Origin of the sequence: Kosakonia sp. MH5 (genome assembly GCF_009935945.1) — a bacterium.
Classification (GTDB): Bacteria; Pseudomonadota; Gammaproteobacteria; order Enterobacterales; family Enterobacteriaceae; genus Kosakonia; species Kosakonia radicincitans.
Genome location: NZ_QODH01000002.1, coordinates 124,157 through 137,238, shown reverse-complemented (window position 1 = coordinate 137,238; position 13,082 = coordinate 124,157). Strand labels below are relative to the sequence as shown.

Here is a 13,082-nt window from a genome sequence, read left to right as displayed (position 1 = left end):
TTAACAAGGAGCCGTCATGAACCGCTTTGTGATTGCCGATCCCGAGTGGTGTATAGGATGCAACACCTGCCTTGCCGCGTGTTCGGATGCCCATAAACTTCAGGGATTACAACAGCATCCGAGGCTCACGCTGGTGCGAACGCAGACGAAAACCGCACCCGTGCTCTGCCGCCACTGCGACGACGCGCCCTGTAAACAGGTGTGCCCGGTCAACGCCATCTCCTTCCAGGATGAGGCGGTTTATCTCAATGAAACCCTGTGTATCGGCTGCAAGCTGTGCGGTCTGGTCTGCCCATTCGGCGCGATCACGCCATCCGGCAGCCGTCCACTGAATATTCCCGCGCGTTACGAACATCATCTGCCGGAAGAGCAACTGCGCGATGTACCCGCCAGCCCGAACACCGACCACCCTTTTTTGCGCTGGAATGCAGGTGTGCAAACCATCGCAGTGAAATGCGATCTCTGCCACTTCCTGCCGGAAGGGCCATCCTGCGTACGGGCCTGCCCGACCAACGCCCTGCATCTGGTGACGGATTCCGCCATGCATAAACAGTTAAAAACCCGCAGAGAGCTGGCCGCCCTGAGTTCTACAGAGATCACTTTCGCGGCCGTTTCCCCTTCATCGGAGCAACGCTAATGGATGCCCTGCAATTATTGATGTGGTCAATCGTGCTGTACGTTGCCGGTGGCGTGGCCTCGCTGTTGCTCTCCCGTCAGCAAATTCTGGCCATCAACGTCGCCGGCATCTCGGCAATGCTCGGCGGATTATTAGGTATTGCCAGCGCACTGGTCGCACTTGGCGGCGGCGAAACACTCGCCTGGCAGGCTGCCGGGCCGTTTGATTTCGCCCACTTTATGGTGCGGCTGGATAGCCTGAGCGCCTTTATGCTGCTGGTGATTTCCCTGCTGGTCACGCTATGTGGGCTTTATTCGCTGGCCTATGTCCGCGAATACCTCGGCAAAGGGCCGGGTGCGATGGGGTTCTTTATGAATCTGTTTATCGCCTCGATGGTCGGGCTGGTGGTGATGGATAACGCCTTCTGGTTCATTGTGCTGTTCGAAATGATGTCGCTGGCCTCGTGGTTTTTGGTTATCACCGACCAGGATGACGAATCGATCCGCGCCGGGATGCTCTACTTCTTTATTGCCCACGCCGGTTCTGTGCTGATCATGATCGCCTTCTTCCTGATGTGGCGGCAAAGTGGCAGCCTGGATTTCGCCAGCTTCCGCACCCTGTCGCTGTCACCGGGCACCGCTTCGGCGGTGTTCCTGCTCGCCTTCTTCGGCTTTGGTGCCAAAGCCGGGATGTTGCCGCTGCACAGTTGGTTGCCGCGCGCTCACCCGGCAGCCCCGTCCCACGCCTCGGCGTTGATGTCCGGCGTGATGGTGAAAATCGGGATCTTCGGCATCATCAAAGTCGGCATCGACCTGCTTGGTCATAGCGGCATTCCGCTGTGGTGGGGCGTGGTGGTGCTGGCTTTTGGCGCAGTTTCTTCAGTGCTCGGCGTACTGTATGCGCTGGCCGAGCACGACATCAAACGCCTGCTGGCGTGGCACACGGTGGAAAACATCGGCATCATTTTGATGGGCGTCGGCGTCGGCATGGCGGGGATTGCGCTGCACCAGCCGGTGATTGCCGCTGTCGGCCTGCTGGGCGCGCTGTTCCACCTGCTCAATCATGCGTTGTTTAAAGGGCTGCTGTTTCTCGGCGCCGGGGCGATTATCTACCGTCTGCACAGCCGCGATATGGAAAAAATGGGCGCGCTGGCGAAGCGGATGCCATGGACAGCGGGTGCATTTCTTGTGGGCTGTCTCGCCATTTCCGCAATGCCGCCGCTCAACGGTTTTATCAGCGAGTGGTACACCTACCAGTCGCTCTTCTCCCTGACGCGCATCGACGCCATCATTCCACGCCTCGCCGGTCCCGTCGCGATAGTGATGCTGGCGATCACCGGGGCGCTGGCCGCGATGTGCTTCGTCAAAGTCTACGGTATTAGTTTCTGCGGTAACCCGCGCAGCGAAAAAGCCGATCAGGCACGGGAAGTGCCATGGCCAATGATTGCCGCCATGCTGGCACTGGCGCTGCTCTGTATTGTGTGCGGCGTCGGTGCCAGCGTCGTCGCGCCGCACCTGTTGCAGGTTGCGCTTTCACTTACCGCCAGCACGTCTCTTGCCGTCACTCAGGGCGCAACGCTGGTTCCCGGCGACGCGCAACAGGCCATGCTGACGCCCTCCACCCTGTTCCTGCTGCTGATTGCTCTGCCGCTGCTGCCCGGCGTGTTCTGGTACATCAACCGCCAGACGCGCGGCAACTGGCGACGCAGCGGAGATGCCTGGGCCTGCGGTTACGCATGGGAGAAAGGCATGGCACCTTCAGCGGGCAGCTTTACCCAGCCGCTACGGGTGATGTTCGGCCCGCTGTATCGCCTGCGTAAACAGCTCGATCCCACCACACCTCTGCAACAAAGCCTGGGAGGCATTACGCAGATAGCCAGCCGTACCGAACCCTTCTGGGACGACAAAATTATCCGTCCGCTGGTCAGCACGACTCAGCGTATTGCCCGTCTGGTGCAGTACCTGCAAAGCGGGGATTTCCGTCTCTATTGCCTGTATGTGATTGCCGCGCTGGTGATCCTGCTGCTGACGATTGCGCTGTGAGGAGGGAATGACGATGTTAGAACAGACTTCTGCGTGGTCACTGGGGTTGTTTGCGCTGTGCCAGGCTGCCTTGTTGCTGGCGCTGACGCCGCTATTTACCGGTATTTCGCGCCAGATCCGCGCCCGCATGCACTCAAGGCGAGGGCCTGGGATCTGGCAGGATTACCGCGACCTGCAAAAACTTTTGAAACGCCAGGCAGTGGCGCCCGCCTCTTCCGGGCTGATGTTCCGCGTGATGCCGTGGGTGCTGCTCAGCAGCATGTTGCTGGTAGCGATGACATTACCGCTGTTTATCCGCACCTCGCCCTTCGCTGGCGCAGGCGATCTGATCACCCTGATTTATCTCTTTGCGCTGTTCCGCTTTTTCTTTGCCCTTTCCGGCCTTGATACCGGCAGCCCCTTCTCCGGCCTCGGTGCCAGCCGCGAACTGACGCTGGGCATTCTGGTGGAGCCGATGTTGATCCTTTCGCTGTTGGTGCTGGCGCTGCTGGCCGGTTCCACCAATATCAGCGCCATCAGCAACACGCTGGCGTCAGGCTGGATCTCACCGGTCGCCACCCTGCTGGCGCTACTCGCCTGCGGGTTCGCCTGCTTTATTGAGATGGGCAAAATCCCCTTCGACGTCGCAGAAGCCGAACAGGAGTTGCAGGAAGGGCCGCTGACCGAATACTCCGGCGCGGGTCTGGCGCTGGTGAAATGGGGCATCGGGCTGAAGCAGGTAGTAATGGCCGCGCTGTTTCTGGCGCTGTTTTTCCCCTTCGGCAATGCCGCCAGCCTGAGCATCGGCGCGATGGCGCTGTCGCTGATTATCACGCTTATCAAATTGCTGGTGGTGTTCGTTCTGGCGTCGCTGGTGGAGAACTCGCTGGCGCGCGGACGCTTTTTGCTGACGCATCACCTTACCTGGCTCGGCTTCAGTCTGGCTGCGCTGTCGTATGTTCTCTGGTTAACCGGTCTGTAAGGAGCACAGGAAAACGATGGAAACTCTTGCTTTGACGACGCTGCTGCTGCCCTTTATCGGCGCGCTGATCGTCTCACTGGCTCCCCGGCGAACCGCCCCGCAGCTCGCCACGCTGTTTGCCCTGCTGGCGACGGCGGCGACGCTGTCGCTGGCGCTCAGTTTCTACAGTGCCGGACGCGAAGCGGTGGATATTCCGCTGCTGGCGGCAGGCCAGATAGTGCTGTTTGGCCTCACGGTCGATCGCATCAGCACGCTGATCCTGTTTGTGGTGGTGTTCCTCGGCCTGCTGGTGGCGCTCTATTCGACCGGCTATCTGACGCGCGGCAACCGCGAACATCCGCACGATGGCAGCAATCGCTACTACGCGTTTTTGCTGATTTTTATCGGCGCGATGTCCGGGCTGGTGCTCTCTTCAACGCTGCTGGGTCAACTGCTGTTTTTCGAAATTACCGGCGGCTGTTCCTGGGCGCTGATCAGCTATTACCAGAGCGAAAAATCACAGCGCGCGGCCATGAAAGCGCTGCTGATTACCCATGTTGGTTCGCTGGGATTATATCTGGCCGCCGCCACGCTGTTCCTCAACACCGGCACCTTTGCCCTGAGCGCCATCAGCCAGTTGCAGGGCGCGCCAACCTTGCTGGTGTATGGCGGCATTCTGTTTGCCGCCTGGGGGAAATCAGCCCAGTTGCCGTTACAAGCCTGGCTGCCGGATGCGATGGAAGCACCAACCCCGGTGAGCGCTTACTTACACGCCGCGTCAATGGTGAAAGTCGGCGTCTATATTTTCGCCCGCGCCATCGCCGAAGGCGGCCAGATACCCCATGTCATCGGCTGGGTCGGTGTGGCGATGGCAACGATAACGATGGTCTACGGCTTTTTGATGTACCTGCCGCAAAAAGATATGAAGCGGCTGCTGGCATGGTCGACCATTTCGCAACTGGCATGGATCTTCCTCGCGCTGTCGCTCTCCACCTTCGGTTCGCCGCTGGCCTTCAAAGCGGGGATTGTTTACATCTTCAACCACGCTTTCGCCAAGAGCTTGTTCTTCCTCGTCGCCGGTGCGCTGAGCTACAGCTGCGGCACTCGCCTGTTGCCGCGCTTGCGTGGGGTGATGCGCACGTTGCCGCTGGCGGGTATCGGCTTTTGCGTTGCCGCACTCGCCATCACTGGTGTTCCGCCGTTTAACGGCTTCTTCAGCAAATTTCCCCTCTTTGCCGCCGGGTTCGCACTGTCGAATAGCTACCCGATCCTGCTGCCGGTGATGGTGCTGGCGCTGGTGGAATCGGTCGCCAGCTTCGGCTGGTTTATCTACTGGTTTGGCCGCGTCGTACCGGGCGAAGCGAGTGAAGAGGTGGCGCAGGCCGCACCGTTGCCGTGGGCAATGAAACTGGTGCTGGTCATTCTGATTGTGATGTCGCTGTGCTCAAGCGTGATTGCTGCGGCGTGGCTTGGATAAGGGAGTCGATGATGACGGGAACTTTGCTTGTTAACAATCTGGCGGGGCTGATGATGTTCACCTCGCTGCTGGTCACCTGCGCCAGACGCTACTCCGTCTCCTGCTGGTTGTATGCCCTGCAATCACTGGTGCTGGTCTCCATCTTTTTCACGCTGTCGCAGTTGCTGGATGCGGAACAACTGCTGATGTGGTCGTTCAGCGCCTTCTTCACCAAGGTGCTGCTGGTGCCGCTGATTATGGGCTATGCGTTTCGCAAGATGGCGCCGGATGGCGCAGGGGAACGGCTGTTTGGCCCGGCAACGCTGGTGCTGATGGCCGCAGCCATTGTGCTGCTGTGCTGGTTTGTCGTCCGTCCGGTGCAACTGCCGATGGTCGCCCAGCTTAAACCAGCGCTCGCTGTCGCCCTCGGTCACTTCCTGCTGGGTCTGCTGTGCATCATCAGCCAACGCAATATTTTGCGCCAGGTATTCGGTTACTGCCTGATGGAAAACGGCTCGCATCTGGTGCTGGCGCTGCTCGCCTGGCGCGCGCCGGAACTGGTTGAGATCGGTATAGCGACGGATGCCATTTTCGCCGTGATTGTGATGGCGCTGCTGGCAAGGAAAATCTGGCGCACCCACGGCACGCTGGATGTTAACAACCTTACGGCGCTGAAGGGGTAATACCATGAGTCATGCATTGATGTTCACGCTGTTGCTATTGACGCCGCTGGTTGTCTCTGCGCTCTGTTTTGCCTGCCGGTTGAGCGGGAATGCGGCGCGGACGCTGGTCACGGTGGTGCACTCACTGGGCATTACGCTGTTACTGATTGTCGCATTGTGGACGGTGGCAGAAGCCGTGCAGGAAGGGGAAATTTTCGGCGCGCACCGCTGGCTGCACATTGATAGTTTGAGCGGTTTATTTTTGTCGCTGCTGGGGATTATCGGTTTTCTCACCGGGCTGTATTCGATTGGCTATATGCGTCATGAAGTCGATCACGGCGAAATCAGCGTATCCACGCTCTGTTACTACTACGGTTTCTTTCATCTGTTCCTGTTCACCATGTTACTGGTTGTGACCAGCAACAACCTGATTGTGATGTGGGCAGCAATTGAGGCCACCACCCTCAGCTCGGCGTTTCTGGTGGGTATTTACGGTCAGCGCTCCTCGCTGGAAGCAGCGTGGAAATACATCATCATCTGTACCGTTGGCGTGGCATTTGGCCTGTTCGGCACCGTGCTGGTGTATGCCAATGCCGCCAGCTTTATGGCCGAGCCGGATCACGCCATTTTCTGGACGGAAGTGCTGAAAGAGAGCAGCAAACTCGACCCGACATTAATGGTGCTGGCTTTTGTCTTTGTGCTGATCGGTTTTGGGACCAAAACCGGCCTTTTCCCGATGCACGCCTGGCTACCGGATGCGCACAGTGAAGCCCCCAGCCCGGTGAGCGCCCTGCTCTCGGCGGTGCTGCTCAACTGCGCGCTGCTGGTGCTGATTCGTTACTACATCATTATTTGTCACGCCATTGGCGACAGCTTCCCCAATACGCTACTGCTGGTGTTCGGCATGCTGTCGGTTGGCGTTGCCGCCTTCTTCATCCTGGTACAGCAAGATATGAAACGCCTGCTGGCCTATTCCAGCGTAGAAAATATGGGGCTGGTGGCGGTGGCGCTCGGTATCGGCGGACCACTCGGCATCTTCGCCGCGCTGCTGCATACCCTCAATCACAGCCTCGCCAAAACGCTGCTGTTCTGCGGCTCCGGCAATGTGCTGCTGAAATACGGCACCCGCAATCTGGATGTGGTGTGCGGCATGTTGAAAGTGATGCCACTGACCGCCGTGCTGCTTGGCGGCGGTGCGCTGGCGCTCGGCGGTATGCCGCCATTCAACATCTTCCTCAGTGAATTTATGACCGTCACCGCCGGGCTGGCGGCTGAGCACCTGGTGGTAACGCTGGTGCTGCTGTTGCTGCTGACGCTGGTACTTGGCGGGCTGGTGCGCATGGTCGCCAAAGTGCTGTTCGCCACGCCGCCGCAGCAGGTTGCCAGCGGTGAACTGGGCTGGCTGACCACCGTTCCGATGGTGCTGTTACTGGTGATGATGCTGGTGATGGGTACCCATATTCCGCAGCCGGTCAGCCGTTTGCTGGCCGGAGCCTCAAGCATCGTACTGTCCGGCGACGATGAGCGCCCCACCCGGCTGAGCTGGCTGTGGGTCACGTTTGATACTACCGCCACGTCGGCAACACCATCGCACGTCCAGGGAGAGTGAAAGTGAGTTATTTAGCAAGCGTGAACCACCAGCAGCCGCGCGGCAATGCCTGCCTTGCGGCGTTGAAAATGCAGTTTCCCGGCGCGGTGCTGGAAGAAGAACGCCAGACCTTCGAACAAGTCACCATTACGGTGAAGATCAACCTGTTACCGGAGATTGTTCACTATCTCTATTACCAGCATGACGGCTGGCTGCCGGTACTGTTTGGCAACGACGAACGCAGCCTTAACGGCCATTATGCAGTCTATTACGCACTGTCGATGGAAGGGGCGGAAAAGTGCTGGATCGTGGTGAAAGCGTTGGTTGATGCCAATACGCGGGAATTCCCGTCGGTGACGCCGCGCGTACCCGCTGCCGTGTGGGGCGAACGTGAGATCCGCGATATGTACGGGCTGATCCCGGTTGGCCTGCCGGATCAACGTCGGCTGGTCTTACCGGACGACTGGCCGGACGATCTGCATCCGCTGCGCAAAGACACCATGGATTATCGCCTGCGTCCGGAACCGACCAGCGACACGGAGAATTACACCTTTATCAATGATGGCGGCAATTCTGCGCGCATCGTGCCGATTGGCCCGCTGCATATCACCTCTGACGAACCTGGCCACTTCCGTCTGTTTGTCGATGGAGAGCGGATTGTCGATGCCGATTACCGTCTGTTCTATGTGCATCGCGGCATGGAGAAACTGGCGGAAACCCGCATGGGCTATAACGAAGTCACCTTCCTCTCGGATCGGGTTTGCGGCATTTGCGGTTTTGCCCATAGCGTCGCCTACACCACCTCGGTGGAAAACGCGCTGGGCATTGTAGTGCCGCAGCGTGCGCACACTATCCGTTCGGTGCTACTGGAAGTAGAGCGGCTGCACAGCCACCTGCTTAACATTGGCCTTTCCAGCCACTTTGTCGGTTTCGACACCGGGTTTATGCAGTTTTTCCGCATCCGCGAGAAGTCGATGACCATGGCGGAGCTGCTGACCGGCTCGCGCAAAACCTACGGTCTGAACCTGATTGGCGGTATTCGCCGCGACATTCTGAAAGAGCAACGCGTGAAGACCATCCAACTGGTGAAAGAGATGCGTGCCGAAGTGACGCAACTGGTGGATATGCTGCTCTCGACGCCGAACATGGCACAGCGCACCCAGGGCGTCGGCATTCTTGACCGCCAGGTCGCGCGGGATTTCAGCCCGGTGGGGCCGCTGATTCGCGGCAGTGGTTTCGCCCGCGATCTGCGCTTCGATCACCCTTATGCCGACTACGGCAACCTGCCGAAAACCCTGTTCACCTGGCCGGATGGCGATGTCTTCTCGCGCCTCATGGTGCGGGTAAAAGAGGTGTTTGATTCGCTGGCGATGATTGAGTTTGGCCTCGATAACCTGCCGGACACGCCGCTGCTGACCGAAGGCTTCAGCTACCAGCCGCATAAATTCGCCCTCGGTTATGTTGAAGCGCCGCGCGGGGAAGATGTGCACTGGAGCATGCTCGGCGACAATCAGAAGCTCTACCGCTGGCGCTGCCGTGCGGCCACTTACGCCAACTGGCCTGTGCTGCGCTATATGCTGCGCGGCAACACCGTCTCCGACGCGCCGCTAATTATCGGCAGCCTCGATCCCTGCTACTCGTGCACGGACCGCGTCACGCTGGTTGACGTGCGTAAACGTAAATCGACGACCGTGCCCTATAAAGAGATCGAACGTTACGGCATTGAACGTCGCCACTCGCCGCTGAAGTAAGGAAAGAAACGATGCTGAAATTGTTGAAGACCATTCTCAGGGCGGGCGAACCCACGGTGAAATACCCGTTTGCGCCGCTGGAGGTGTGCCCCGGTTTTCGCGGTAAACCCGAACTGGATCCGTTGCAATGCATTGCCTGCGGCGCCTGCACCACCGCCTGCCCGGCGAATGCGCTGACCATGGAAACCACGCCAGAGGAAAACCGCCGCGTCTGGCAGTTGTTTATTGGCCGCTGCATTTACTGCGGCCGTTGCGAAGAGGTGTGCCCGACGCGGGCTATCCATTTGTCAGAAGAGTTTGAACTGGCGGTCACCCGCAAAGCCGATCTGTATGTGCGCGCGACATTTCGTTTGCAGCACTGCACCGAATGCGGCGTGCCTTTCGCGCCGGAAAAATCGGTCACACTGGCGGTTGAACTGCTGACACTCAGCCAGAACAACCCGGAACTGGCCGATTCCCTGCGCGCGCAGGTGTGCATCTGCCCGGCCTGTCGGCGTCGTGCCGCGCTGGAACACCACAACAGCACCAACATTCATTACTATCTTGAGGAGCAAGCATGAGTTCCGACCTGAAGATACTGTCGCAGCATGTCAGCCAGCCGGTGCAGCTTGATGAGTCAGCGCAAAAAATCAAACAGCTTTTGCTGCGCGATATCCAGCGTTCCGCCTATGTTTACCGCGTGGATTGCGGTGGCTGCAACGGCTGTGAAATTGAGATTTTCGCCGCCATTACGCCGCTGTTCGACGCCGAGCGCTTTGGCATCAAAGTAGTGGCTTCGCCGCGTCACGCCGACATTTTGCTGTTTACCGGCGCGGTGACCCGCGCGATGCGCATGCCCGCTTTACGCGCCTGGGATGCCGCGCCCGATCATAAAATTGCTATCTCCTACGGCGCATGCGGCGTCGGCGGCGGAATTTTCCACGATCTTTACTGCGTGTGGGGCGGCAGCGACACCATCGTGCCGATTGATGTCTGGATCCCCGGCTGCCCGCCGACGCCGGCGGCCACCATTCATGGTTTCGCGGTAGCACTGGGCCTGCTGGAGCAGAAACTGCACGCGGTTGACCATATCCAGACACCAAACGAAACGGCTAGCGTCAACTGGCCTGCTCTGCCGCTGGCGCTGCGCGTGACCCTTGAGCGCCAGGCGCGGCAACTGGCGGGTTATCGCCAGGGGCGCGAAATCGTCGATCATCTTTTTGCGTTGCTGAGCGAAGGCGAGATCGGCCAGCGCGCATCACGGGTGAATGCCTGGCTGCAACAGGCGGCGGATCCCCGTCTGACGGCGATCGTGCAGCAATTAATGAGTGAGCTGGAGCGCCACCATGTCTGAGCAAACCGCGCAGGTGATGTTCTGGACGCTGCGGCAAAAGTTTGTCGATGACAGCGTTGAACTGGAGGAGAAAAGCCGTCAGGTGATGTACTACTCGCTGGCTATTGGTCATCACGTTGGGGTGATCGATTGCCTCAACGTCGCGCTGGCCTGCCCGCTGGATGCCTACCAACAGTGGCTGACGCTGATGGAGGACGCCGACGCGCGGCGTAAAATGCAGGGGCTGCTCACCTTCGGCGAAATCGTCATCGACGCCAGCCATGTCAATCTGCTGGCGCCCGATTTCGCCCGGCTGGCCAAAACGGCGGAGGAACCGTGGCGAGGCTGGAGCCGCCAGCTATTACAACACTTACAGGATATGGCCCACGAACCGGCGCTCTATCTGATGGTACGCCGGGTGGATTAATTTCATTCACCTTGTTTATACGTGAAGCCTGTAACATTAAAAATTAGAGGGGTATTGTACCCTTGTGCTGGTTTTTACGTCCGAGGACATAACAACAGTGAAAACCGGTTAACTGGTGAGAAAACTGCGTTTATTTGCATGCTTTTTAGCAGGTCATTCAGGTTGCAGTCAGGGAAAACGCAGCGAATCTGGCATCAGCCGGGCAAGGAAAGGCAACGCACCTGCGGCTTAAATGACGCTCGCTAAATCTGGAAGGGCGACGTATCCATGATCTTACAGCAGTTGCTGGAACAGAATGATAAGGCTTCACTTCTTCAGGCGTTTATCCCCCTGCCGCCCCCCTTCAGCCCCGTGCAGTTTATTGAATTACGTCTCAATAACGCCCCTTTCTGGCGCTGTTTTGATGATGGCAGCGCGGCGTTTTGCACGGCCGAATACGGCGACACAATCAGCGACAGCTCGCTGCACGTGGTGCTGCTGGAAGGCAGCGATGTGGCAGAACTGCGCTTTGTGCGCACCGACGGCGGCACTTTCAGCCCGCAAGAGAATGCGCTGTTTGCCTGGCTGACGCGGCTGGCGACGCAGGCGCTGGAGGAGATGCTGGCGAGCGAAAAACTCCGCCAGTCAGTCACGGCGTTGCGCGAAGAGCGCGATCACCACCGGGTGCTGGTGGACATCACTAACTCGGTGCTGTCGCATCTCGATCTTGACGATCTGGTGGCGGATGTTTCGCAGGAGATCCACCGCTTTTTCGGCATCGATAATATTCGCATGGTGCTGCGCGATACGCTGCATTCACACCAGCTTAACTGCCACGTCACCCATTTTCCCAGTTGCCCGCCGGAAACAGAGCGATTCCCGCTACGCAGTGAAAGCCCGGTTTTGCTGGCCGCGCTGAACGAACATCGCGGCGCGCTGCTCCAGCAGGATCAGGATGCGGCGCTGTGGCACAGCGATGCGGTGCTCAGTCAGTTGGCGCTGCAGGGGCTGAACACGGTGTTTATTTTGCCGCTGGCCTACAGCCACCAGTCCACGGGCGTGCTGCTACTGGCGCACCATGAGGCATCCGTTTTCACTGAACAAAATTGTCGATTGCTACAGCAGATTGCCGACAGAATTGGTATCGCCGTCGATAATGCCGACGCGTACCGCAAAGTTATCCATCTGAAAGAGAATCTGAACAGCGAAAACCGCCAGCTCAACGAGCAGATCGCCTCCAGCCAGAGTTTCGGCGACATTATTTACCAGAGCGAGGCGATGCGCGACGTGCTCCAGCAGGTCAATATTGTCGCCCTGAGCGACAGCACGGTGCTGATCCTCGGCGAAACCGGCACCGGGAAAGAGATCATCGCCCGCGCGCTGCATCAGATGAGCCCGCGTAAAGATAAACCGCTGGTGAAAATCAACTGTGCCGCGATCCCCTCCAGCCTGCTGGAAAGCGAACTGTTTGGTCACGATAAAGGTGCCTTTACCGGCGCGATTAACACGCACCGCGGACGCTTTGAAATGGCCGATGAGGGCACGCTGTTCCTCGATGAGATCGGCGATATGCCGCTTGAACTGCAACCCAAACTGCTGCGCGTATTGCAGGAGCGCGAGATCGAACGCATCGGCGGCAACCGGACCATCCCGGTGAATGTGCGGGTGATCGCCGCCACCAACCGCGATCTGCGCCAGATGGTGATCGACCGCGAATTTCGCAACGATCTCTTTTATCGCCTGAATGTCTTCCCGCTGGTGCTGCCGCCGCTGCGCGAGCGCCCGGATGATATTCCGCTGCTGGCGCGCTATTTCACGCAAAAACTGGCGCGTCGCCTGAACCGCACCATTGATACCATCCCGGCTGATACTCTCCGCCAGTTAATGCGCTACGAATGGCCCGGCAACGTGCGTGAACTGGAGAACGTGATTGAACGTGCGGTATTGCTTTCACGCGATAACACACTGAATCTGCACCTCAATGCGCAGCCGGTCAGTATGGTGCAGCCGGTGGTTCACGATCCTTTCCCCTTCCCGCTGCCGAAAGTGGCGGAGATGATGCACCCCGAACCGCCGGAAAATGACGAAGAGGAGCGGGCACGCATTATTCAGGTACTGCGCGAAACCAACGGCATTGTCGCCGGCCCTCGCGGTGCGGCTGCGCGGCTTGGTATGAAGCGCACCACGTTGTTATCACGCATGCAGCGCCTCGGTATTGCGGTACGCGAAGTGCTGTGATCATTTTTGTGAACGGGTTGACACTTTCCCGCTGATTCTCCTGCCCCGGCTGGTACGGGCTATGCATATGA

General features: G+C 58.8%; 11 protein-coding genes. All 11 read left to right on the top strand.

Annotated elements, in window-relative coordinates; translation table 11 throughout:
* Window positions 1–16 precede the first annotated feature (16 nt).
* The gene (locus DK872_RS07015; protein WP_074778808.1) at window positions 17–637 is read left to right on the top strand and encodes a 4Fe-4S dicluster domain-containing protein; all 621 of its coding nucleotides are present in this window, start codon (window positions 17–19) and stop codon (window positions 635–637) included.
* Window positions 637–2,658, top strand: coding sequence for a hydrogenase 4 subunit B (gene hyfB / locus DK872_RS07010; protein WP_071921167.1), 2,022 nt, complete (start codon window positions 637–639; stop codon window positions 2,656–2,658). The genes DK872_RS07015 and hyfB overlap by 1 nt, the downstream gene beginning before the upstream one ends.
* Window positions 2,659–2,671: 13 nt before the next feature.
* Entirely contained in the window at window positions 2,672–3,619 is a 948-nt protein-coding gene (locus tag DK872_RS07005) for a respiratory chain complex I subunit 1 family protein (protein WP_090396346.1), read from the top strand.
* A 16-nt stretch (window positions 3,620–3,635) separates the two neighbouring features.
* On the top strand, window positions 3,636–5,075 hold the full coding sequence (locus tag DK872_RS07000; protein ID WP_071921168.1) for a hydrogenase 4 subunit D: 1,440 nt from the start codon (window positions 3,636–3,638) through the stop codon (window positions 5,073–5,075).
* Window positions 5,076–5,086: 11 nt separating this feature from the next.
* Complete coding sequence (gene hyfE / locus DK872_RS06995; RefSeq protein ID WP_043952721.1) at window positions 5,087–5,737, top strand: hydrogenase 4 membrane subunit; 651 nt, start codon at window positions 5,087–5,089, stop codon at window positions 5,735–5,737.
* Between the two features lie 4 nt (window positions 5,738–5,741).
* On the top strand, window positions 5,742–7,325 hold the full coding sequence (gene hyfF, locus DK872_RS06990) for a hydrogenase 4 subunit F (RefSeq protein WP_107147361.1): 1,584 nt from the start codon (window positions 5,742–5,744) through the stop codon (window positions 7,323–7,325).
* A 68-nt stretch (window positions 7,326–7,393) separates the two neighbouring features.
* Window positions 7,394–9,055, top strand: a complete 1,662-nt coding sequence (locus DK872_RS06985; RefSeq protein WP_090397560.1) for an NADH-quinone oxidoreductase subunit C — start codon at window positions 7,394–7,396, stop codon at window positions 9,053–9,055.
* Between the two features lie 11 nt (window positions 9,056–9,066).
* Window positions 9,067–9,615: a hydrogenase 4 subunit H gene (hyfH, locus tag DK872_RS06980; protein WP_161518188.1), complete on the top strand. Its 549-nt coding sequence runs from the start codon at window positions 9,067–9,069 to the stop codon at window positions 9,613–9,615.
* Complete coding sequence (locus tag DK872_RS06975; RefSeq protein ID WP_035888107.1) at window positions 9,612–10,388, top strand: NADH-quinone oxidoreductase subunit B family protein; 777 nt, start codon at window positions 9,612–9,614, stop codon at window positions 10,386–10,388. The genes hyfH and DK872_RS06975 overlap by 4 nt, the downstream gene beginning before the upstream one ends.
* Window positions 10,381–10,794: a formate hydrogenlyase maturation HycH family protein gene (locus DK872_RS06970; RefSeq protein WP_007370864.1), complete on the top strand. Its 414-nt coding sequence runs from the start codon at window positions 10,381–10,383 to the stop codon at window positions 10,792–10,794. The genes DK872_RS06975 and DK872_RS06970 overlap by 8 nt, the downstream gene beginning before the upstream one ends.
* Before the next feature lie 267 nt (window positions 10,795–11,061).
* Complete coding sequence (locus tag DK872_RS06965; protein ID WP_161518187.1) at window positions 11,062–13,011, top strand: sigma 54-interacting transcriptional regulator; 1,950 nt, start codon at window positions 11,062–11,064, stop codon at window positions 13,009–13,011.
* The last annotated feature ends 71 nt before the right edge of the window (window positions 13,012–13,082 follow it).

Coding starts and splice junctions, on each gene's coding strand:
- DK872_RS07015 (WP_074778808.1), top strand. CDS start 17: ATGAACCGCTTTGTGATTGCCGATCCCGAGTGGTGTATAGGATGCAAC.
- hyfB (WP_071921167.1), top strand. CDS start 637: ATGGATGCCCTGCAATTATTGATGTGGTCAATCGTGCTGTACGTTGCC.
- DK872_RS07005 (WP_090396346.1), top strand. CDS start 2,672: ATGTTAGAACAGACTTCTGCGTGGTCACTGGGGTTGTTTGCGCTGTGC.
- DK872_RS07000 (WP_071921168.1), top strand. CDS start 3,636: ATGGAAACTCTTGCTTTGACGACGCTGCTGCTGCCCTTTATCGGCGCG.
- hyfE (WP_043952721.1), top strand. CDS start 5,087: ATGACGGGAACTTTGCTTGTTAACAATCTGGCGGGGCTGATGATGTTC.
- hyfF (WP_107147361.1), top strand. CDS start 5,742: ATGAGTCATGCATTGATGTTCACGCTGTTGCTATTGACGCCGCTGGTT.
- DK872_RS06985 (WP_090397560.1), top strand. CDS start 7,394: ATGCAGTTTCCCGGCGCGGTGCTGGAAGAAGAACGCCAGACCTTCGAA.
- hyfH (WP_161518188.1), top strand. CDS start 9,067: ATGCTGAAATTGTTGAAGACCATTCTCAGGGCGGGCGAACCCACGGTG.
- DK872_RS06975 (WP_035888107.1), top strand. CDS start 9,612: ATGAGTTCCGACCTGAAGATACTGTCGCAGCATGTCAGCCAGCCGGTG.
- DK872_RS06970 (WP_007370864.1), top strand. CDS start 10,381: ATGTCTGAGCAAACCGCGCAGGTGATGTTCTGGACGCTGCGGCAAAAG.
- DK872_RS06965 (WP_161518187.1), top strand. CDS start 11,062: ATGATCTTACAGCAGTTGCTGGAACAGAATGATAAGGCTTCACTTCTT.